The 21086-nt window shown below is 65.2% G+C and carries 22 protein-coding genes; 11 read left to right on the forward strand and 11 right to left on the reverse strand.

What is annotated here, in order from left to right; genetic code table 11:
• The first annotated feature begins 168 nt into the window (after positions 1 to 168).
• Complete coding sequence (locus tag MUG94_RS12975) at positions 169 to 1788, forward strand: DEAD/DEAH box helicase (protein WP_227906573.1); 1620 nt, start codon at positions 169 to 171, stop codon at positions 1786 to 1788.
• Between the two features lie 19 nt (positions 1789 to 1807).
• Positions 1808 to 2698, forward strand: a complete 891-nt coding sequence (locus tag MUG94_RS12980) for a DNA-methyltransferase (RefSeq protein ID WP_227892184.1) — start codon at positions 1808 to 1810, stop codon at positions 2696 to 2698.
• Positions 2699 to 2701: 3 nt separating this feature from the next.
• On the opposite strand, the gene MUG94_RS12985 is transcribed toward MUG94_RS12980, so the two are convergent.
• Entirely contained in the window at positions 2702 to 3550 is an 849-nt protein-coding gene (locus MUG94_RS12985; RefSeq protein ID WP_227892185.1) for a PHP domain-containing protein, read from the reverse strand.
• A 104-nt stretch (positions 3551 to 3654) separates the two neighbouring features.
• On the opposite strand from MUG94_RS12985, the gene MUG94_RS12990 reads away from it, so the two are divergent.
• Positions 3655 to 5247 (forward strand): aminopeptidase P family protein, encoded by a 1593-nt coding sequence (locus tag MUG94_RS12990; protein WP_423724270.1) that lies wholly within the window; start codon positions 3655 to 3657, stop codon positions 5245 to 5247.
• A gap of 95 nt (positions 5248 to 5342) precedes the next feature.
• Here the strand turns inward: MUG94_RS12990 and MUG94_RS12995 are convergent, their stop codons facing one another.
• The gene (locus MUG94_RS12995; RefSeq protein ID WP_227906487.1) at positions 5343 to 6305 is read right to left on the reverse strand and encodes a YflT domain-containing protein; all 963 of its coding nucleotides are present in this window, start codon (positions 6303 to 6305) and stop codon (positions 5343 to 5345) included.
• 161 nt (positions 6306 to 6466) lie between these two features.
• Between MUG94_RS12995 and MUG94_RS13000 the strand changes: the two genes are divergently transcribed.
• Genes MUG94_RS13000 through MUG94_RS13010 form a run of 3 tightly spaced genes read left to right on the forward strand, consistent with a single transcriptional unit; the run spans position 6467 to position 9509 of the window.
• On the forward strand, positions 6467 to 7753 hold the full coding sequence (locus MUG94_RS13000) for a magnesium transporter (protein ID WP_227892187.1): 1287 nt from the start codon (positions 6467 to 6469) through the stop codon (positions 7751 to 7753).
• The gene (locus MUG94_RS13005) at positions 7746 to 8363 is read left to right on the forward strand and encodes a DUF1003 domain-containing protein (RefSeq protein WP_227892188.1); all 618 of its coding nucleotides are present in this window, start codon (positions 7746 to 7748) and stop codon (positions 8361 to 8363) included. The genes MUG94_RS13000 and MUG94_RS13005 overlap by 8 nt, the downstream gene beginning before the upstream one ends.
• Positions 8364 to 8366: 3 nt before the next feature.
• Positions 8367 to 9509 (forward strand): Mrp/NBP35 family ATP-binding protein, encoded by a 1143-nt coding sequence (locus MUG94_RS13010; protein WP_227906489.1) that lies wholly within the window; start codon positions 8367 to 8369, stop codon positions 9507 to 9509.
• Positions 9510 to 9533: 24 nt separating this feature from the next.
• Here the strand turns inward: MUG94_RS13010 and MUG94_RS13015 are convergent, their stop codons facing one another.
• The 3 genes from MUG94_RS13015 to sigE form a co-directional block, all read right to left on the reverse strand.
• A complete protein-coding gene (locus MUG94_RS13015; protein WP_227906491.1) occupies positions 9534 to 9959 on the reverse strand; it encodes a twin-arginine translocase TatA/TatE family subunit in 426 nt (141 codons plus the stop codon).
• A gap of 73 nt (positions 9960 to 10032) precedes the next feature.
• Positions 10033 to 10962 (reverse strand): zf-HC2 domain-containing protein, encoded by a 930-nt coding sequence (locus MUG94_RS13020; RefSeq protein ID WP_227906494.1) that lies wholly within the window; start codon positions 10960 to 10962, stop codon positions 10033 to 10035.
• Between the two features lie 4 nt (positions 10963 to 10966).
• Positions 10967 to 11572: an RNA polymerase sigma factor SigE gene (gene sigE, locus MUG94_RS13025; protein ID WP_227906496.1), complete on the reverse strand. Its 606-nt coding sequence runs from the start codon at positions 11570 to 11572 to the stop codon at positions 10967 to 10969.
• Positions 11573 to 11816: 244 nt separating this feature from the next.
• Between sigE and MUG94_RS13030 the strand changes: the two genes are divergently transcribed.
• Positions 11817 to 12452 carry an O-methyltransferase gene (locus MUG94_RS13030; RefSeq protein ID WP_227892196.1) on the forward strand — a complete coding sequence of 212 codons (636 nt, stop codon included), beginning with the start codon at positions 11817 to 11819 and terminating at the stop codon, positions 12450 to 12452.
• Positions 12453 to 12512: 60 nt separating this feature from the next.
• Here the strand turns inward: MUG94_RS13030 and MUG94_RS13035 are convergent, their stop codons facing one another.
• The 6 genes from MUG94_RS13035 to MUG94_RS13060 all read right to left on the reverse strand — a co-directional run bounded on the left by MUG94_RS13035 (position 12513) and on the right by MUG94_RS13060 (position 17495).
• Positions 12513 to 14108: a leucyl aminopeptidase family protein gene (locus tag MUG94_RS13035; protein WP_227906498.1), complete on the reverse strand. Its 1596-nt coding sequence runs from the start codon at positions 14106 to 14108 to the stop codon at positions 12513 to 12515.
• Positions 14109 to 14185: 77 nt separating this feature from the next.
• Entirely contained in the window at positions 14186 to 14353 is a 168-nt protein-coding gene (locus MUG94_RS13040) for a DUF3117 domain-containing protein (RefSeq protein WP_104052619.1), read from the reverse strand.
• Between the two features lie 157 nt (positions 14354 to 14510).
• Positions 14511 to 15767, reverse strand: coding sequence for a hypothetical protein (locus MUG94_RS13045; protein WP_227906500.1), 1257 nt, complete (start codon positions 15765 to 15767; stop codon positions 14511 to 14513).
• Positions 15757 to 16335, reverse strand: coding sequence for a DNA-3-methyladenine glycosylase I (locus MUG94_RS13050; protein WP_227906502.1), 579 nt, complete (start codon positions 16333 to 16335; stop codon positions 15757 to 15759). Before MUG94_RS13050 ends, MUG94_RS13045 begins: the two co-directional genes overlap by 11 nt.
• Positions 16332 to 16670 (reverse strand): DivIVA domain-containing protein, encoded by a 339-nt coding sequence (locus tag MUG94_RS13055; RefSeq protein ID WP_227892202.1) that lies wholly within the window; start codon positions 16668 to 16670, stop codon positions 16332 to 16334. The genes MUG94_RS13050 and MUG94_RS13055 overlap by 4 nt, the downstream gene beginning before the upstream one ends.
• Positions 16671 to 16724: 54 nt before the next feature.
• Entirely contained in the window at positions 16725 to 17495 is a 771-nt protein-coding gene (locus MUG94_RS13060) for an LOG family protein (protein WP_227906504.1), read from the reverse strand.
• Positions 17496 to 17632: 137 nt separating this feature from the next.
• Between MUG94_RS13060 and MUG94_RS13065 the strand changes: the two genes are divergently transcribed.
• From MUG94_RS13065 to MUG94_RS13080, 4 genes are all read left to right on the forward strand, one after another.
• Positions 17633 to 18409: an amino acid ABC transporter ATP-binding protein gene (locus tag MUG94_RS13065; protein ID WP_227892204.1), complete on the forward strand. Its 777-nt coding sequence runs from the start codon at positions 17633 to 17635 to the stop codon at positions 18407 to 18409.
• 111 nt (positions 18410 to 18520) lie between these two features.
• On the forward strand, positions 18521 to 19366 hold the full coding sequence (locus MUG94_RS13070; protein WP_227892206.1) for a glutamate ABC transporter substrate-binding protein: 846 nt from the start codon (positions 18521 to 18523) through the stop codon (positions 19364 to 19366).
• 113 nt (positions 19367 to 19479) lie between these two features.
• Positions 19480 to 20148 (forward strand): amino acid ABC transporter permease, encoded by a 669-nt coding sequence (locus tag MUG94_RS13075; RefSeq protein WP_227892207.1) that lies wholly within the window; start codon positions 19480 to 19482, stop codon positions 20146 to 20148.
• The gene (locus tag MUG94_RS13080) at positions 20145 to 21020 is read left to right on the forward strand and encodes an amino acid ABC transporter permease (protein WP_227906505.1); all 876 of its coding nucleotides are present in this window, start codon (positions 20145 to 20147) and stop codon (positions 21018 to 21020) included. Before MUG94_RS13075 ends, MUG94_RS13080 begins: the two co-directional genes overlap by 4 nt.
• The last annotated feature ends 66 nt before the right edge of the window (positions 21021 to 21086 follow it).

The following is a 21086-nucleotide window of genomic DNA, read 5'->3' on the forward strand; positions in this document are numbered from 1 at the left end:
GCTGGACGCATCATGCGCCCGCCACATGCTCCGGTGTGGGCTTTTGCAGCCACTCGTCGAGCCTGGCGCCGCGATGCCTAACTGAACGGTACTTAATTGAACACTGAACTCTCCCAGGTTGATGACACCCGTCACCTCACCGCCGATGACAGCAATGAAGCTTTGAGCGTGGCTGAAACCCTGGCCACCACGCAGGCAGCGGCCATAATTCCGGAACTGACGTTCGCGGATTTTGGCGTCCGCTCCGACATTGTGGAGTCGCTCTCTGAAGCGGGCATCACCCATCCCTTCCCCATCCAGTCGATGACACTGCCGGTGGCCCTGGGCGGTCACGACATCATTGGCCAGGCCAAGACGGGCACAGGCAAGACGCTCGGCTTCGGCATTCCCGCCATCCAGCGGGTCATTGCGCCCGACGACGAGGCTTACGCGTCCCTCGCCGTGCCCGGTGCCCCGCAGGCACTGATTGTTGTTCCCACCCGTGAACTCGCCGTCCAGGTTGCCGGTGACCTGTCCACTGCTGCCAAGCGCCGCGGTGCCCGGATCGTCACGATTTACGGCGGCCGTGCCTACGAGCCTCAGATCGAGTCCCTGGCCGCCGGCGTCGAGATTGTGGTCGGCACCCCGGGCCGCCTGATCGACCTGTACAACAAGAAGCACCTCTCGCTGAAAAACGTGCGCATCGTAGTCCTCGACGAAGCCGACGAGATGCTGGACCTTGGCTTCCTGCCGGACGTGGAAACCCTGATGGCCGCCACGCCCGCCGTGCGCCAGACGCTGCTCTTCTCAGCGACCATGCCCGGCGCCGTCGTCGCGATGGCCCGCCGTTACATGACCAAGCCAACCCACATCCGGGCAGCGGATCCCGATGATGAAGGCCTGACGAAGAAGGACATTCGGCAGGTTGTCTACCGGGCCCACAACCTCGACAAGAGCGAAGTGGTGTCCCGCATCCTGCAGTCCAAGGGCCGCGGACGCACCATCATTTTCACCAAGACCAAGCGCACAGCCGCCAAGCTGTCCGAGGAACTGGCGGACCGCGGCTTTGCCGTTGCGGCCATGCACGGCGACCTGGGCCAGGGTGCACGCGAGCAGGCCATGCGCGCCTTCCGCAATGAGAAGGTTGACGTGCTCGTGGCCACCGATGTTGCTGCCCGCGGCATCGACGTCGACGACGTCACCCACGTCATTAATTACCAGTGCCCCGAAGACGAAAAGACCTACCTGCACCGCGTGGGCCGCACCGGCCGCGCCGGCAACAAGGGCACAGCCGTGACCTTCGTGGACTGGGACGATGTCCCCCGCTGGGGCCTCATCAACAAGGCCCTCGGCCTGGACCAGGCCGAGCCCGTGGAAACGTACTCCTCGTCGCCGCACCTCTACACCGACCTGGACATTCCCGAAGGCACCAAGGGCCGTCTGCCGCGCAACAAGCGCACGCATGCGGGCATTGACGCCGAGAAGATCGAGGACCTCGGCGAGACCGGCAAGAAGAACGCTGCCGCACCGTCCCGGGACGGCTCCCGTGACAGCTCCCGCGGACGCGACCGGACACGCGCCGGCGGCACCCGCGGCGACCGGCCCCGCAGCGGCGGTGGGGATCGCGGACGCTCGGATAAGCGTGAGGACTCACGCCGTTCCGGCGACCAGCAGGCTGCCCCGGCGCGCACCGCCGAGGCACCGGCTGCAGCAGCAGACTCGGCCGCTGACCGTCCCCGCCGCAGCCGCACCCGCACGCGCCGCCGCAACGGCGAAGTGGTCGGCGACTCCGCCCCCGCAGCCGAATAGCCGGGCAGCACCACAGCTTATGAGCATTCCCCTTTGGTCGCCGGACGGCAGGTCGCTGGTAGTACACGCGGACAACGCCGTGTTTCTGCCCACCCTGCCGGACGGTGCCTTCACCATGATTTACGTGGATCCGCCGTTCAACACCGGCCGGTCCCAGCGCCGGCAGCAAACCACCATGGTCCGCAGCGCCGACGGCAGCGGCGACCGGGTCGGGTTCAAAGGCCGCAGCTACAGCACGGTCAAGGGCCTGCTCTCCAGCTATGACGATGCCTTCGAGGACTACTGGGCGTTCCTGGAACCCCGGTTGGCTGAGGCGTGGCGGCTCCTGGCTGACGACGGAACCCTGTACGTGCATCTCGATTACCGCGAGGTGCACTACGCAAAAGTCATGCTGGATGCCCTCTTCGGCAGGGACTGTTTCCTGAACGAGATCATCTGGGCCTACGACTACGGCGGACGTGCCAAGAACCGCTGGCCTGCCAAACACGACAACATCCTCGTGTACGTCAAGAATCCCGCGGCATACCACTTCGACAATGCCGAAGTGGACCGTGAGCCGTACATGGCGCCGGGTCTGGTCACGCCCGAAAAGGTGGCGCTGGGCAAGCTGCCCACCGACGTCTGGTGGCACACCATCGTCTCTCCCACCGGCAAGGAAAAAACCGGGTACCCGACCCAGAAGCCCGAAGGCCTGCTGCGGCGCACCGTGGCTGCCAGCAGCCGCGAGGGTGACTGGGTCCTGGACTTCTTTGCGGGTTCCGGAACACTGGGTGCCGTCGCCGCCAAACTGAACCGGAAATTTGTCTGCGTGGATGCGAATCCGCAGGCCATTGACGTGATGTCCAAGCGGCTCGGCCATGCGGCCGACATCGTTTCCAGCGAAGCGGTGGCAGCTGTAGCCAGCGCCTGAGGGTTACGGCCGGACGACGGCGGTCCCGGTGGCCAGGCCCTCGATCTTTTCCAGGACCTCGGGGGCGGTGGTGAACTCTCCGAGCAGATTGGGTTTGCCGGTCCCGTGGTAGTCGCTGGACCCGGTGACCAGCAGCGAGTTCTCCGCTGCCAGCCGGCGCAGCCACGCCCTGCCCTCCACGGGGTTGTCGCGGTGGTCCGCTTCCACGCCCAGGAGTCCGGCGTCGATCATCTCGTGGAACGTTTCTTCGCCCACCACGCGGCCGCGCGAGGACGCCACCGGGTGGGCGAACACCGGCACTCCCCCGGCCCGGCGGATCAGCTCGACCGCGCGGGCCGGGTCCGGGGCATAGTGGGCAACGAAGTAGCGTGACCTTGCCGTCAGGATGCCGGCAAAGGCCGCAGAACGGTCCGGCACCACGCCGGCTGCAACGAGCGCGTCGGCAATGTGCGGCCGCCCGATCGTCGCGCCCGGGGCCACATGTTCCTGCACCAGGTCCCAGTCGATGGGAAAATCCTCAGCCAGCCGCTGCACCATCATCTCGGCGCGGGACACCCGCGCCGTCCGGGACCTGGCGATTTCAGCCACCAGCTCAGGATCGGTTGGGTCGTGCAGGTAGGACAGCACATGGACGCTGATTCCCTCACTGCTGCGGCAGGAGACCTCCATCCCCTGCACCAGGGTCAGTCCCTCCCGGCGGGCCGCCTCAGCCGCCTCCTGCCACCCGGAGGTGGCATCGTGGTCGGTCAGGGCCACCACATCCAACCCGGCCTCTTTTGCCGAACGCATCACCTCCGCCGGCGGCTGGGTTCCGTCGGAGACTGTGGAGTGCGTGTGCAGGTCGATTCTCACCCCATCAATCTACTTGCTTCGAACCTTCCGCCGATCGTCCGGCGCGGACCGGAAGTGTTCCGGGATGTTTGGCCGCCCCGTCCGCACAGTGAGACCATGGAGGGGTGACTACTGATGCGAATCCATTGACCACCGCCGACACGTCGGGACTCGGGGAGTTGTCCGAAGGGCAGCCCTTGGATGACCGCGTAAACAACCGCTCCCAGAAACCGTCCAATGAGGCCTACAAGGCTTTCATGGCAACCGGCTGGGCCGAGGACGACGCCGAGCTTCCCGCGCGCGCAGAAGTTGCCCCCTACGCCGCCCAGCGCCGTCGTGCCCTGTCCGAGCGGTTCCCGGGTGAGCGCCTCGTGATCCCCGCCGGCCCGCTCAAGGTGCGGTCCAATGACACCGATTACCGTTTCCGCCCGCACTCCGGCTTTGCGCACCTGACTGGCCTTGGCCTGGACCGGGAACCCGACGCCGTGCTCATCATGGAGCCGGTGGAACCGGGAACAGGCGACGACGGCGGCAACCACACTGCCGTCCTCTACTTCCGTCCGCTCGCCGGCACGGACAGTGAAGAGTTCTACTCCAACGCCCGCTACGGCGCGTTCTGGATCGGCTCACGGCTGGGCCTGGAACAGGTCAGCGCCCTGCTGGACCTGCCCACCCGCCATTTGGACGAGGCTGAAACAGCCATTACCTCCAACGTCGGTGACCCGCAGTTCGGCGGCATCTCCGTGCGCCTGCTGCGCAAAGTCGATGAGATGGTGGATGCGCTGGTGGACACCGTCCGCTACAACACCGCCATGGATCCCGAAAACGTTGACCTCAGCGCGCTTGACGCCCTGGACGGCGAGCTCACCGAGGCTCTGTCCGAACTGCGTTTGATCAAGGACGCGTGGGAAGTGAAGCAGATGGAAGCCGCCGTAGCGGCGACGGTCAACGGCTTCACCGAGGTCGTCAAGGCCCTCCCCCGCGCCATCGCCCACCCGCGCGGGGAGCGCGTAGTGGAGGGTGCATTCTTCTCCCGTGCCCGTGAAGAGGGCAATGACCTCGGCTACGACACCATTGCCGCGGCCGGCAACAACGCCACCGTGCTGCACTGGATCCGCAACAACGGCACCGTGAACGCCGGCGAGCTCCTGCTCCTCGACGCCGGGGTGGAGGCCGACAGCCTTTACACCGCGGACATCACCCGCACGGTTCCGGTCAACGGCACCTACTCCCCCGTTCAGCGCAAGATCTACCAGGCCGTTCTTGACGCCGCCGACGCCGGTTTTGCTGCAGCCAAGCCCGGGGCAAAGTTCCGCGACGTTCATCAGGCTGCCGTAAAGGTCCTGGCCGAACGGCTGGCTGACTGGGGCCTGCTGCCGGTTTCCCTGGAGGAAGCGCTATCCGACAACGGTCAGCAGCACCGCCGGTGGATGCCGCACGGCACCAGCCATCACCTCGGCCTGGATGTCCATGACTGCGCACAGGCCCGCAAGGAGCTGTACCTGGACGGCATCATCACCGAGGGCATGGTGTTCACCATCGAGCCGGGCCTCTACTTCAAGAACGAGGACCTGTCCGTTCCCGAGGAGTACCGGGGCATCGGCGTTCGGATTGAGGATGACATCCTCATCACCGCCGAGGGCCCGGTGAACCTCAGCGCTGCGCTGCCGCGCAATCCGGAAGACGTTGAAAACTGGATGTCCGGGCTCGCAGAGTAAACCGGTGACCCACTGACAGCTGATTGACAGAGCAGAGGCTCCGCACCCGTTGGGTACGGAGCCTCTGCTCTGTCTGTGGCTAAGTTTCGTTCCTGCTAGCGGGGAATGCCGCCTCCGCCTTCGCCGGGTTCCTTCTCTTCACCGCTGTGCTTGCCGGCAGGGATCTGCGGGGCCGCCTCCGGGCTGCCCGGAGCCTGGGCCTGCTTCGGCTGGCCCTCTTCCGGTCCGGCAGGGGCGGCCGGCGCCGGGGCGGACGGAAGACGCACACCGTACTGCGGACGGCCGTCGGGAAGATCCGGGAACTGCCCCCGAGGCACGGTTCCCGTTGGAGCCTGCCCTCCGCCCGAAGCCTGGCCCCGGCTCGAATCCGCGTTCTCCTGTCCCGCGCCCACCGGTTGGTTCGGCTGGTTGGGCTGGTTGGGCTGCCCGCCGGTTGCCGCCCCGTACGGGTTGGCCCAGCCGGCCGGACGTTCCGGTCCTGTTCCGGGACCGCCCTGCGGCGGTCCCTGTTGTCCCTGTCCCATGTACGGCGGACGGTACTGCGGAGGCTGCGGGTGGCCGTGCTGGCCGATCATCGGCAGCTGCTGCAGAACGCGGCGGGCATCGTTGGCGGCCTGCGGCGCCACGATGACGTCATAGCTTGTGGCGATGACTTGGCTCGTGGAGGTGAAGTCCCGCCGGCCGCGCTGGAGGGCATAGGCGAGCACCCCGAAGAGCAGCCAGAAAACCGCACCCAGTGCCATCGACGGGATCAGGGAAATATAGCTCTCGCCGCCGGCGAAGAGCATCAGGGCCAGTCCAACGAACAACCCGAACCAGGCACCGGTAGCCATCGAAGACAGTGCAACCCTGGGGTAGGACAACCTGCCGGTCACCCGTTCCACCGACTTCAGTTCGCTGCCGATAATGGAGACCATCTGCACCGGAAACTTGCTGTCTGCCAGATAGTCCACCGCCTTCTGGGCATCCAGGTAGGCGGTGTAGCGGCCCACCGTTTCGCCCTGGGGCAGGGCGCGGCCTTCATCACGTGGCGGCTTTGAACCGAAAAGGGTAGACATCCCTCCATTCTGTCCCACTTACCGCTCCCATGGGGGCCGTATCGCTCGAAGTGAACTTCATCCCGCCGAGGGAAGCCGATCGAGGTCAGTTCCCCCGCCGTCAGGCTCTGCGGCAGTGCCCCGATACGGCGGAAGCGCCGGGCACCCCGTAGCCTAAGAATGTGAGCAAAAATCCTACCCGTGTCTTCATCGCACGCCTGCTCGGCCTGGACGTTTTCGACCCCCTGGGGGACCGTTTGGGCCGGCTGCGCGACGCCGTCGTACTGGACCGCGGCCCCGGTCTTCCTCCACAGGCCGTGGGCATTGTGGTGGAGGTGCCGGGCAAGAAGCGCGTCTTTGTGCCGCTGACCCGCATCACGTCCATGGATCCCAGCCAGATTATCTGCACCGGCCTGGTCAACCTGCGCCGGTTTGAACAGCGCGGAGCGGAAATGCTGGTGGTTGGGGAGCTCTTCGACCGGCGGGTAAAGCTGCGCGACGGCAGCGGCGAAGCCACCATCGAAGATATTGCCATTGAACAGAACCGTGCCGGTGACTGGTACGTTTCCAACCTCTTCGTCCGCCGCGGAGGTTCGGAATCCCGGCTGCGTCCCCTGCGGCGGCGAGGTGAACAAATGATCGTGGATTGGAAGGACATCATCCACTGGGACACCTCGGGCCCGCAGGCCGCCACGTCCTTCGTGGCCCAGAACGACGATCTCAAAGCTGCCGACTTTGCCGACGCCCTGCACGAGATGAGCGGCAAGCGCCGCATTGAAGTGGCCAGCGAACTCCAGGATGAACGTCTCGCGGATGTGCTGCAGGAACTGCCCGACGACGACCAGGTCCAGATCCTGCAGTCCCTGGACGTGGAGCGCGCTGCCGACGTGCTGGAAGAGATGGATCCCGACGACGCCGCGGACCTGCTCAACGAACTGCCGGAGGACCAGAAGGAAGAGCTCCTGCAGCTGATGGAACCCGAGGACGCACGCGATGTCCGGCGGCTGCTGAAGTATGAGGAAGACACCGCCGGTTCGCTGATGACGCCCGTTCCGGTCATCCTGCCGCCTGAGGCAACGGTCGCCGAAGCGCTCGCCCATGTGCGCCGTGAAGAGCTGACCCCGGCCCTGGCTTCCTCGATTTACGTGTGCCGGCCTCCGCTGGAGACGCCCACGGGACGGTACCTCGGCGTCGTGCACATCCAGCAGCTGCTGCGCTCGGCTCCTCCGGAGGCGCTGGGGAATATCCTTGATACTGATTTGGAGCCGGTCCGGGACTACGCGAGCATCAGCGAGGTCTCCCGGATGCTCGCCACTTACAACCTCAATTCGCTGCCCGTCGTCAACGACACCGGCCGCCTGGTGGGGGCAGTGACCGTGGATGACGTCCTGGACCACCTGCTCCCCGATGACTGGCGCGCCTCCGACGATGCCCCGACAAATGCTAAACAGGGAAGGACCCATGGCTGAAAGAGTAAAGTCCCAGACCAGCGGCCTGGACACGCCCCGGACCGCCCGCACGCGTTGGTTGCCTCGGCTCTCCCCAAACCCGGACGCCTTCGGCCACGCCACGGAGAACTTCGCCCGGTTCATGGGAACGCCCACGTTCCTCGTCTACATGACCGTGTTCTGCGCGGTCTGGCTGATCTGGAATACCTGGGGTCCGGAACCGCTGCGCTTTGACGACATTGCGCTGGGTTTCACACTGCTGACCCTCATGCTCTCGCTGCAGGCTTCCTACGCTGCACCCCTTCTCCTGCTGGCCCAGAACCGGCAGGATGACCGGGACCGCGTCTCGGTTCGCCAGGACCGTGAACGCGCCGAACGCAACCTGATGGACACGGAATACCTGACTCGGGAAATTGCCGAGCTGCGGATTGCCCTGCGCGAAGTCGCCACGCGTGACTACGTGCGTTCAGAGCTCCGAAGCCTCCTTGAGGAACTGCTCGAGGCCAACAACAGCGAAGCATCCGAGGACGCTCCCGCTAAGCGCAACCAGCGCCGTCGTCCTGAGTCTTCGGGATCCTCGGCAGCCACGGAACACATGCCCAAACTCAATCCCGGCGGGAGGGAAAACTAGAGCGTGGCACCACTGCAACACACAGCCGACCGTGCCTTGGCTGCCCTTGACACGGTCCTGGACCCGGAGCTCCGGCGCCCCATCACTGAGCTGGGAATGGTCAGCGGGGTGTCCGTGGACGACGACGGCGTCGCCTCCGTGGGCGTCCTGCTCACCATCTCCGGGTGCCCGCTGCATGAAACCATTACCGCCGACGTCGAACGCGTCCTTGGCGGCGTTGACGGCATCTCGGGTGTGCGCGTGGACCTGGGTGTGATGACCCCTGATCAGCGGGCAGCGCTCAAGGAAAAACTGCGCGGATCTGCCGGTGCCAAGGACATTCCCTTCAACCGGCCCGGTTCTCTAACCCGTGTCTACGCGGTTGCCAGCGGAAAGGGCGGCGTGGGAAAGTCCAGCGTCACGGTGAACCTGGCAGCGGCCATGGCTGCCTCCGGTCTGCGGGTGGGGATCGTGGACGCCGATGTGCACGGCTTTTCCATCCCCGGGCTGCTGGGCATCACCCAGCCGCCCACGCGCGTGGATGAGATGATCCTTCCGCCGGTGGCCTACGGCATCAAGACGATTTCCATTGGCATGTTCGTGGCCGGCAACGCTCCGGTGGCCTGGCGCGGCCCCATGCTGCACCGCGCCCTGGAGCAGTTCCTGACGGACGTGTATTTCGGCGACCTCGATGTCCTCTTCCTGGACCTTCCGCCGGGCACAGGCGACATCGCCATTTCCGTGGCCCAGCTGCTGCCGCAGTCGGAGATTCTGGTGGTGACCACACCCCAGGCAGCGGCGGCGGATGTCGCGGAACGCGCCGGCTCCGTGGCTTCACAGACAGGTCAAAGTGTTGCCGGCGTCATCGAGAACATGTCCTGGCTGCAGCTGCCCACGGGTGAGCGGATGGAGTTGTTTGGCTCGGGCGGCGGAGATATCGTGGCCAAACGCCTCAGTGAAGCACTGGGCAAGGACATTCCGCTGCTGGGGAGCATCCCGCTCGACGTTGACCTGCGGACCGGCGGAGACTCCGGTGCACCCGTGGTGCTCTCGGAAGCAGCTCTGGTGGAAGGTTCTGCCGGTGCTGAGCTGCGCCGCATCGCGGGGTCCCTTGCCAGGCGTCCCCGGGGGCTGTCCGGGCTGAAGCTGGGCGTTAGCCCGCGTTAGCCCTGTGCTCCCCAGTTCCGCGTACTACGTGGCTTCGGTGTCGAAGGGAGCCCGTTCGCCGTTCTGCAGCCGCATCAGCGGTTTGACGGCGGGCGGTCCGGTGGGTGCGGCTGCGCGTTCGGCGCCGGGGGCGCTGGTGCCTCCGCGGGGAGCTGCAGGCGCGGGCCGTGCGCTGACCGGCTTGACGGCATCCTCAAAATCATCAATGAGTGCTTCCTTGATGATCCGGCGCGGGTCGTACTGCCGCGGATCCAGCTTGCGCCAGTCCACCTCGTCGATCTCGGGGCCGACCTCTTCCCGGAGCTGTTCCTTGGCGCCGCTGGCCATCCGCCGTACTTCACGGACCAGGCGGGCGAGCTGGGAAGCATATTCCGGCAGCCTTTCAGGCCCCAGGACCGCCACGGCAAGGATTGCCAGGACGAGCAGCTCATAGCCGTTGATTCCGATCACCTGTGAAGACTACCTTTTCTGCCGCATCGCGGGCCAGTTGCGGGACATGGCGGGAGGTTTCCCTGCTGTCGGGTCATTCCTGTTCTCCGGTGCCTGTCATGACGGACAATCCGCGTTTGATCCGGTCCCACACGCCATAGGCGGTATCCCGGGCGTGCAGCACCAGCCGGGATGATTCGGTGAGGGAAATCTCGCTGACCGCTTCGTCGAGGACGTCCGGTGACGCGGCCAGGGTGTAGGTGACCCGGCTCGATGCGACGACTGCCTGATGAGGACGCTGCGGATGCATCCAGATTTGAGGGCGGCCCGGGCTCTGTTCCTGCAGGACGAAGCCTTCCTCGGTCACCGGCTTCCCACTGACACCGTCTACGACAGTCTCTTCGGACCAGGAACCCGGGTGGGTCTCATAAACGGTGACACTGTTTCCGTTGCCTTCCAGCGTCATGATGACTGCAGGATGCCCGTCAACCAGGCCAGCCCGTGCTCCCGCCACGGACAATCCTGCCGCAGCCAGTTCCGGGCAGGCCCATCCGCGGGAACGCAGTTCTGCCAGCTGTTCCGGGGCCAGCTCATCATCCGGGGTTCCTCCGGTGACCTCGCTCCATACGGCCGCCAGGCCCGGCGTTGCCTGCTGCAGGGCAGGCGGCTGCGCCCAGCCTCCCAGCAGATATGCGGTGGACAGAACCAGGCCTACGGCGGCGGCAACGACACCGGTGGCGGTCACGAGCCGGTGGCGGCCGCCACCCGAGGGAACCGGCTGCTGGGCATAACCGTCAGGCGCCGTGTCGCCAGCCATCTGCGCGGTGCGTTCGATCCGTTCGCGCAGCAGAGGGCTGGGCTCGGGAACTTCCAGTGAGCGCAGGCGTGCCCGCAGGCGCCGTTCGCGGGCAGCTTCGGAACGACAGGCGGCGCATCGGGAAAGGTGTGCCTGGAGTGCAGCAGCACGGGCCGGGTTGGCCTGGCCGTCCAGGTACTCCTGCAGGAGTCGTTTGGGATGTCGCATGGAGTCAGTTGGCGCCCGCCACGCGTGGAAGCTTGAGCCGGGGACCGGTTTGGGTACGGACTTGGGGATCGCGGTGGGCCAGTTTCTCTTTCAGCATGGTCCGGCCGCGGTGAATACGCGAACGGACAGTGCCAAGCTTGACTCCCAGTGCACGGGCAACCTCGTCATACGACAGGCCTTCGAGATCGCAGAGAACCACGGCCGCTCGGAAGTCAGGAGGAAGTTCGTCCAGCGCTCGGGCGATGTCCACGTCGAGGTTGTTGAACTCGAAGCTGCGTTCCGGTCCCGGCCCGTTGCTGGGCAGCCGGCTTTCCGCTTCTTCGGTCATGCCGTCAAACCTGATCCGGCTCTTCCTCCGTGCCTGGTCGAGGAAAAGATTGGTAGTAATGCGGTGCAGCCACCCGTCCAGGGTTCCGGGCTGGAAGTTCTCCAGGGAGCGGAAGACACGGACAAACACCTCTTGGGTGAGGTCTTCGGCGTCGTGCCGGTTTCCGGTCAGGCGGTACGCCAGCCGATATACTTTGGCTGAGTGTGCCTGCACTACTTCTTCCCAGGTGGGTCGCACCCACTCGGAGGCAGCCGGTCCGCCGGCTGCTGAGGTCGTGGACAAAGCCGCCCTCCTTCCCGTGAAGTCATGTCATTGCGCCTGTGGCGAAACGACTCCCCTTGCTGGTGTCCTGCATAATTATGTTGACCCATCAATCTGGGAGTTCTCTGTTAGCACTCTTGGCACGCACATGGAAGTACCGCTGCACTGCTGCCGCCGGCGTGCTTCCCATCCAAGGCCAAGGGTGAAGACGGTGGGCCTTAAGCTTGACTGAGCATGGTCCCCCCTTCCAACGAAAGTGATTCGAATGAGCGCCGACAAGCAGACCAGCTGGTCCTACACGGAGGGCCTTCCCTTCGAGGACGAAGTCCTGCTGCGCGCCCGGGAGCGCTCCTACGAGCTGGGAGTCTCACCGATATCCACTGGCGTGGGAGCGGCCTTGACCGTCCTGGCAGCGGCGTCCAAGGCCCAGACTGTGGTGGAAGTAGGCACCGGTGCCGGTGTCTCCGGCGTATGCCTGCTGCGAGGGCTGGGCCGCCAGTCGGTTTTGACGACCATCGATTCCGACGTCGATCATCTCCGGGCAGCGCGTGAGGCCTACCGCGAGGCCGGAGTGGCCGGCAATCGAACCCGCACCATCTCAGGCCGTGCCGCTGAAGTGCTTCCCCGGCTCACCGACGGAGCCTACGACATGGTCTTTATCGACGCCGACAAGCCTTCTTTTCCGCTCTACGTGGCGCAGGCTGTACGGCTGCTCAAGCGCGGCGGACTGTTGATAGTCAACGATGCCCTGGACCACGGCAAAGTCTCCGATCCGGCTATCCGTGAAGAGACCACCAACACCATGCGAAAAGTGGGCAAGGTGATCCGGGACAATGACGCTCTTGTGTCGTCGTTGCTGCCCACCGGCGACGGTCTTCTGCTGGCTGTGAAGACAAACTAGCAAGCAGCCGGAACACAGACGGAGGCGCCCGCCCGTCTCTCAGTTGACCCCGTCCTGCAGTTAGCTGGGCCGCCGGAGGTTGGACGCGTCCCGCAGAAAGCTGATGAGCAGGCGAGTTCCAAAGCCGGTGGCGCCCTTGGCGATTTCATGTTTGTCCGCACGGGCGCTCATGGGGCCGGCGATGTCCAGATGCACCCAGGGAACGCCGTCGACGAACTTCTCCAGGAACAGCGCGGCCACAATAGCCCCGGCGCCGAACTTGAGGGCCGGCGGTGCCACATGCGCCACGTCGGCCGTCTCCGAGGCGAGAGCGTAGTCGTAGTCATGCACCAGGGGCAGCGGCCAGATCCGGTCCCCGGATGTGTCTCCCGCTTTCTCCAGCGCCTCCAGCAGGTATGGAGTGTTGGAGAAGACCGCCCCGTACTGCTGGCCCAATCCCAGAGCCGCAGCTCCAGTCAGGGTGGCAATGTCCACCAGAACATCCGGAGCAAGCCCTGCCGCAGCATAAGCCAGCGCGTCGGCGAGGACCATCCTGCCCTCGGCATCCGTGTTGCCGATCTCCACGGTGGTGCCGTTGTACGTGGTGACGACGTCACCGGGCCGGTAGGCCGAAGCGCCAATGGCATTCTCGGCCAGCGCCAGAATGCCGGTGACGCGGTGCGGCAGCTCCAGCTCGGCAGCAGCCTCGACCGCCGCCAGGACCACGGCGGCACCGGCCATGTCCATCTTCATGCTCATCATGGCCTCGCGGGGCTTCAGCGAGATGCCGCCGGAGTCGAAGGTTATTCCCTTACCCACCAGAACCACGTGTTCCGCAGTCTTGGCAGAAGGCTGATAGGAAACCTGCACCAGCCGCGGCGGATTGGCGGCTCCGGATCCAACAGCCGTCAGGCCGCCGAATCCCTGCCGGAGCAGTTCGGCCTCGTCCAGCACGGTGATTTCCAGGCCCGCACGCTCCGCGACGGCGCGGCTGCGATCAGCCATCCATTCGGGGGTTGCGACGTCGGGGGGAAGGTTGGTGAGGTCCCGGGCCAGCCACACGGCCCTGGCGGTAATCTGTGCCAGGCGAAGGGCGTCGGAATCCAGCCCGGTGACTTCCATGGCACCGGCCATGGCCGGGCCTGCAGGGGTTTTCCCCTGCCGGGGAGCAGTGTATCCACCCAGCAGGAAGCCTTCAACAAATGCCTGCTGGGCAGCTGGGTCCAGTCCGTCGACCACCGCTGCACGAATAAGGTGCGCCCCCTTGGTGGCCCGCGCCAAGGCCGCCCCTGCGCGGCGCAGGCTCTGGACGGACTCATCGCCCACACCCACAAAAATCAGTTTTGCCGGCAGCTCGCCGGTTTTGCTCGACGGCGGCTCCACCAGCAGCGTTTCACCGGCCTTGCCGGTAACGCCTGCCGTGGCGGCGCGGGCCGCCACATCCACGCCGTACCAAAGGGCAGTTTCCACAGCGCCCCGCCGGGGCTGCGGCGTGGGATGCAGCGCTTCGTCGGTATCCTCCCTGGACGAGGTTTCCGGAGCCGCCGCGATGGCGACTGCCAGGACATCGACCCCTTCCTCAGGTGCCGGCTGCAGCCCGGTGCCGGCGGTGGGGGCGCCGGTCCGTGCCTTCAGCTGCTCCGCTGCGGACACTGCCGTCATGGCTGTGCCCGGCATTTTCGGCCCTGGAGCCGCCCCGGTTGAGGGGGTGGCCCGGGAGGATCCTCTGGGGAGTCGCTGCATGGTTTCGCTTCCTAGCTCGTGGCGCCCAGCAGGCAATCCTTGAGCTTGCCCGCTTCCTCGGCGTTCAGCTCAACAACGAGCCGGCCGCCGCCGTCGATCGGCACCCGCAGAATGAGGCTTCGCCCCTCCTTGGTGATTTCCATTGGTCCGTCACCTGTACGCGGTTTCATCGCTGCCATGTTCCAGTTCCCCTTTCACAGTGCGCTGGGAGCTGTGCCCCCAGTCACACATGTAACCTCTGTCGCACGGCCTCAAACCTGCTCCGGCGGCAATTGCCCTTCATTATTCCGCACAAACCCGGCGCAAACGAAATTTCTTGTGTTCCGCGCCACAAAACTAGGGTGGATAATCCCCTCCGCCGGGGAGCGGAGTCCAGCGCCAAAGCCAGGCCACCCAGACAATCTGGAGCACCAGGAACGCCGTTGTGACCGCCGCGCGGTAGGCCCGGGAACTGCTCAGGGACGCCAGTGCCAAGCCCAGCGGGAACAGCGGCAGCAGCAGCCGGAACGTACTGGTCAACGGATTCAGGAAGGCCAGAAGGTACATCACGTAGGCCGCGCACCATACCTGCATTTCCACTCCTAGCCGGCGCACCGGCCCGGAGTTGAGGCACAGGAAGGTGAGGGCCACCAGGGCAATCAGCGTCACCGGACCCATGACGGGACCGAAGAGGCGTTCTGCCTCGACAAACCACGGCTTGAAGACCAGCAGGGTGTCTCCCCGCCATGCCGTTTCCGTGTCCGTGTAGGCGCGCACATCACCGGTGACAAGCCAGGCCAGGGCTGGCCATGCGAGGGCGCCCACACCGGACGCAGCGCCCAGGACCACCATCCGCCAGGCCTCGGCCGGTGGAAAGGCCTCCTTTCGCCGCAAAATCCAGCGGCGCAGGAACAGGATGCCCATCATCAGCGCAAAGGCGACACCCACGGGTCTGGACAGGCACATCACCAGAACGACCGGCACGGCGGACAGGTAGCGGCGGGTGATCAGCAGATACAGCGATGCTGCCAGCAGCAGCAGGTTCAGCGACTCCGCGTACGGAACCTGCAGGATCGGGGACACCGGATTGACTGCCACAAAGACCACGCCCCAGAGCGCGGTGCCGGACGAGGCCCGCAGCGCGAAGAGCCGGTACACCATGAGCGCGGCGCCAAACCCGGCAGCGGTGGCCACCACGGGTGCGAGGACGTCCCAGCCCAGTCCGGTCACGGCTGCGAGCGCGCGGACCAGCCCCGGGAAGAGGGCGTAGAACGCCCATGGGTTCTCCTGCGCCCGGCCCGATTCGTCGCGGGGGATTTCAGACGGGTAACCGCCGGCAAAAATGCGCTGGTACCACTCGCTGTCCCAGGCGCCAATGAACTGCAGGTACGACGGCGGTCCCTCCCACCCCCACGGGTTCAGTCCCTGCTGCGCGGCCACGGCCACGAAAACGGTGAAGGAAAAGAGGCGGGCAAGCGCCCAGACGGCCAGGACCCTCAGGTACCACGGCCAACGGCTGACGGCTTCCGAAAGGTGCGAGGCGGCGCGCAGCAACGCGGCGTTGGAGGCCGACGGCGGCCGGCCGTCCCCTTCCCGGACCGACCTATCCGTCATGGCGGACCCAGCAGCTTTCCAGATGATCATTGGCGTAGCCGGTGGCCTGCAGCATCGCATAGGCGGTGGTGGGACCCACAAAGCGGAAGCCGCGCTTCTTCAGCGCCTTGGCCAGCGCAGTGGACTCCTCGGTGACGGCGGGAACGTCGGAAATGCTCTTCGGTGCCGGGCGCGCCGGGTCAACTCGGTGTGCCTCAAGCAGGGTTTCCAGGCTCTCCCCTGCAGGCAGGTCCAGGAGTGCCTGGGCATTGGCGATGACGGCGTCGATCTTTGCCCGGTTGCGGACAATCCCCGCATCAGCCATCAGCCGCTCCCGGTCCGCATCGGTGAACCGGGCCACGACAGTGGGATCGAACCCGGCAAAGGCCTTCCGGAAGGCAGGCCGCTTCCGCAGGATCGTGATCCAGCTCAGGCCGGACTGGAAGGCCTCGAGGCTCAACCGTTCGAACAGAGCCGCTTCGCCGGTGACCGGCCGGCCCCACTCCTCGTCGTGGTACTGCTGATAATCGGCGCTGCTGACAGCCCAGGGGCAGCGAAGAAGCCCGTCGGAACCGGCCACTGTGCTCATGCCGGCGCCCCCGGATCCCGAGGGGAGCGTTTCTCCAGGGCAGCGTCCCTTTCCGCCAGCACTGACTCAAGCCGCGCCAAAACGGCGTCAACCTGGTCCATCCGGTAACCCCGGAACGCCACGGAGAACCGCAGCTTCCCTACGTCGTCGGGCCGGACCTGGTCCGGAAGCAGGACCGGGGGCAGCCGGGGGTCCGGTTCCACCAGTCCGGGGTCAGCGGTCGCCGCAGGCCGGACCGGCGCCGCAACGGATCTGAGCCAGGGCCGAAGCCCGGTTGCCGCGAGTGTCACGGAGCCGGCAGCAAGAAAAGCCACGAGAACTAGGAAGGTTGTCACAGGACCATCGTGCCAGACGGGGACCCGCTGCCCCCTCACCCCGCAGGCGGTGCGTCAGGGCGCGACGTGCCCCGCACTGTCGGCAATCATCAGCTCCACGGCCTCCGCCGGGTCATCCACGATGTGGATCAGGGCGAGGTCCTTCTCGGAGATCATCCCCTCGGCCAGCAGCGTGCCCCTGACCCAGTCCATCAGGGGGGACCAGAAGTCGGTGCCGATAAGGACGATCGGGAAGGAGGTGACCTTCTGCGTCTGGACCAGCGTCATGGCTTCGAAGAGCTCATCCATGGTTCCGAAGCCGCCGGGCAGGACGATGAACCCCTGGGCGTACTTGACGAACATCGTCTTCCGTACGAAGAAGTACCGGAAGTTGATGCCCAGGTCCACCCAGTCGTTCAGGCCGGTCTCGAAGGGCAGCTCGATGCCCAGTCCCACCGAGATGCCGCCAGCCTCGACCGCCCCTCTGTTCGCTGCCTCCATGGACCCCGGGCCGCCGCCCGTGATGACAGCCAACCCTTCTTCCGCAAGCAGCCGTCCCACTTCCTCGCCGAGCTTGTAATACGGAGACCCCGGCATGCTGCGGGCGGAACCAAAGACGCTGACGGCCGGACCCAGCTCCGACAGCGTGCCGAAGCCTTCCACAAACTCGCTCTGGATGCGCAGTACCCGCCACGGATCCGTGTGCGTGAAGTGCGTCTGGTCGGCGCCGTCGAGCAGATACTGGTCCGACTGCGGCGCACGGGCCTGCGCCCTGCGCAGTTCCACCGGTCCGCGTTTGCGGGGGCTGGCATCCCGGCCTCGGGAGATGTTGTCGCTGAATTCCATGCTCCAAGGGTAGCCACATGTATGTCCGCGCTCTCACGCGTGTCGGCGAACACGTTTGGTTGCTCTTGCGTCACGATTGTGGAGAAATTGTGGACTCTGACACATTTCGGACACAAACATTGGATATCTTTCTTCTTATGACCCGTGACACAACCGAAGGCGCAACGCCTGATCCTGCTGCACCTCTTGTCTCGCTCAAGAACGTCAACAAGCACTTTGGTGACCTGCACGTCCTGCAGAACATCAACCTCAACGTGGCCCGCGGCGAAGTGGTCGTAGTGATTGGCCCCTCGGGTTCCGGAAAGTCGACCCTCTGCCGTGCCATCAACCGGCTGGAGACGATTGACGACGGCGAGATCGCCATCGACGGCAAGGTGCTGCCCGCCGAGGGAAAGGCGCTGGCAAAGCTCCGCGCCGACGTCGGCATGGTGTTCCAGTCCTTCAACCTGTTTGCCCACAAGACGATCCTTGAGAATGTTTCCCTGGGACCGGTCAAGGTCAAAGGCATGAAGAGCGCCGAAGCAAAGAAGCTCTCCATGGAACTGCTGGAGCGGGTGGGCGTGGACAACCAGGCCAACAAACTGCCGGCGCAGCTCTCCGGCGGCCAGCAGCAGCGGGTGGCGATCGCCCGTGCCCTGGCTATGAAGCCCAAAGTCATGCTGTTTGATGAACCCACCTCAGCCCTCGATCCCGAAATGATCAACGAGGTGCTGGACACCATGGTCAGCCTGGCCAAGGAAGGCATGACCATGATCGTGGTGACCCACGAAATGGGATTCGCCCGCAAGGCTGCCGACCGCGTGGTGTTCATGGCTGACGGGCAAATTGTCGAGGAAGCCACCCCCGAAGAATTCTTCACCAACCCCAAGAGCGCCCGCGCCAAGGATTTCCTCGGCAAGATCCTCGCCCACTAAAAACGCTTCACCGGATCTACCAGATCCACCGCAGTACCGGATTCACCAGTTGGGGGAAACCCCTTGAGGCTAGGCCACCCCGTCCGGGAGGCCGCTATGCAAGGAGCAAACATGCGCAAGACCCGTTACGCCGCAGTGGCATTCGCCGCTGCAGCAGCACTGACCCTCTCCGCCTGCGGAGGCGACTCCGGCAGCGACGCCGGAAGCAGCGAAACCGGCGACGGAGAGAAGATCGTCATCGGCATCAAGTTTGATCAGCCCGGCCTGGGCTTCAAGGAAGGCAACGAGTACACCGGCTTCGACGTTGACGTCGCCAAGTACGTAGCCCAGGAACTGGGATACGGCGAAGACCAGATCGAGTGGAAGGAAACCCCCTCCGCTCAGCGCGAGAACGTGCTGGAAAACGGCGAAGTGGACATGATCTTCGCGACGTACTCCATCACGGATGCCCGCAAGGAGCGCGTGGCCTTCGCCGGACCGTACTTCGTTGCCGGCCAGGATCTGCTGGTCAACGCGGACAATTCCGACATCAGCGGCCCCGAGGACCTGAACGGCAAGAACCTGTGCTCCGTCACCGGTTCCACTTCCGCCCAGAAGGTCAAGGACACCCTGGCCTCCGACGTGAACCTGCTGGAGCAGGGCGGCTACGCCAACTGCGTGACCGCCATGCAGGGCGGCCAGATCGACGCCGTCACCACTGACGACATCATCCTCGCCGGCCTGGCGTCCACTGACGCGAACGCCGGCAAGTTCAAGGTGGTCGGCAACCCGTTCAGCGAAGAGAAGTACGGCGTTGGCATTTCCAAGGACAGCGACCAGTGCGAGGCCATCAACACGGCCATCCGCAAGATGGTTGAGGACGGCTCCTGGGAAGAATCCATCAAGGCCAACACGGAAGGTGCTGACTACACCTACAACGCGGCTATGAACCCGCCGGAACCCGAAGCCTGCGCCTAACCGCTGACTCCGGCTTCACTCGCCGGCTCCAACCCGCGGTGCATGTGCAGGAAGGTTCCTTCCTGCACATGCACCGGTTCTTTCTCAGAACTTCACCATAGAAGAGGTACAACATGGGTGATTTCTTCACCCTCTTCGAGGACGTCCCCGCCGCGTTCTGGGTCAACATCCAGCTCGCCTTCTGGGCCGGCCTGGCGTCGCTGGTGCTCGGAACAATCCTTGGCGTCATGCGGATTTCGCCGATCGCCAGCCTGCGCTGGTTCGGCACCGCCTACGTCAATATTTTCCGCAACACCCCGCTGACCATCATCATGGTCTTCGCCGTGCTCGGCTTGTGGGGCCAGCTCCAGATCAACCTCAGCTCCAACTTCACGCTGAACTTCTTCCTGCTCGCAGTCGTGGCCCTGAGCGTCTACCACGCCGCTTTTGTGTGCGAAGCGATCCGAAGCGGCGTCAACACCGTGCCCCTGGGCCAGGCGGAAGCAGCCAGGTCCATTGGTTTGTCCTTCCTGCCCGCCGCTCGGCTGATCATCCTGCCGCAGGCATTCCGCGGCGCCGTGGTTCCGCTGGGCAACGTGCTGATCGCCCTGGTCAAGAACACCACAGTGGCCGCTGCCGCCAGCGTGGCTGAAGCCTCCGGGCTGATGAAGACGCTGATTGAGTTCCGGCCGGACGTCATGACGCAGATCTTCCTCGTCTTTGCCCTCGGCTTCGTTGTCATCGTCATCCCCATCGGCCTGCTCACCACGTGGGCATCAAAGAAACTGGCGGTTAGCCGATGAGCACGCAGGCAGTCCTGTTTGATGTCCCCGGTCCCAAGGCCAAGCGCCGGATCCTGATCTTCAACATCCTGGGCGCGCTGCTGGTCCTGGGGATCCTCGCCGTCGTCGTCAACGGACTGGCCGAAAAAGACCAGTTCGAGTCCGCCAAGTGGACCCCGTTCCTCGAGTGGTCGACATGGCGCTACACACTGCTTCCCGGGCTGCTGCAGACTCTGAAGGCAGCCGGCGTCGCCGTCGTGGCCTCCATTGTCTTCGGACTCCTTTTCGGCTTCGGCCGTCTCTCCGGGCTTGCCCCGCTGCGGTGGGTGTGCGACGTCGTTGTGGAGTTCCTGCGCGCCGTGCCGGTGCTGCTGATGATGATCTTCCTGTACCAGTTCTTCGCCAAGTCCACCCCCATGGAAGCTGCAGACGCTCCGTTCTGGGCCGTGGTGGTGGCACTGACCCTCTACAACGGATCAGTGATCGCCGAGCTGGTGCGCTCGGGCGTCTTCGGGCTGCCCAAGGGCCAGCGGGAAGCGGGACTGGCAATTGGCCTTACTCCGTCCCAGTCCCTGCGCAACATCGAAATCCCGCAGGCGCTGGTGGCCATGCTTCCGGCCCTGCTGGGCCAGTTCGTCGTGATCCTCAAGGACTCGGCTCTTGGCTACATCATCGGCTACTCGGATCTGCTGGCCAACGCCCAGCGCCTGGGCGCCGGTGAAGGCAACATGCTGCCGTCCCTCCTGGTTGCCGCGGCCATCTTCATCGTGATCAACATGCTCCTGACCTTCACGGCCCAGCGGCTCTCCCGCCTGCTGGGTGCGCGCGCGGGGAAGCTCCTGGAACGCGAAGAGGCCATTGACCCGGAGGGCATCGAAGCTCCGGTGAAGTAGCAACAGCCAACAGACAGGCAAAGGGGAGGACCGGCAGCGCCGGTCCTCCCCTTTACTTGTCCGCCT

The organism is Arthrobacter gengyunqii (genome assembly GCF_023022985.1).
Lineage (GTDB): Bacteria > Actinomycetota > Actinomycetes > Actinomycetales > Micrococcaceae > Arthrobacter_B > Arthrobacter_B gengyunqii.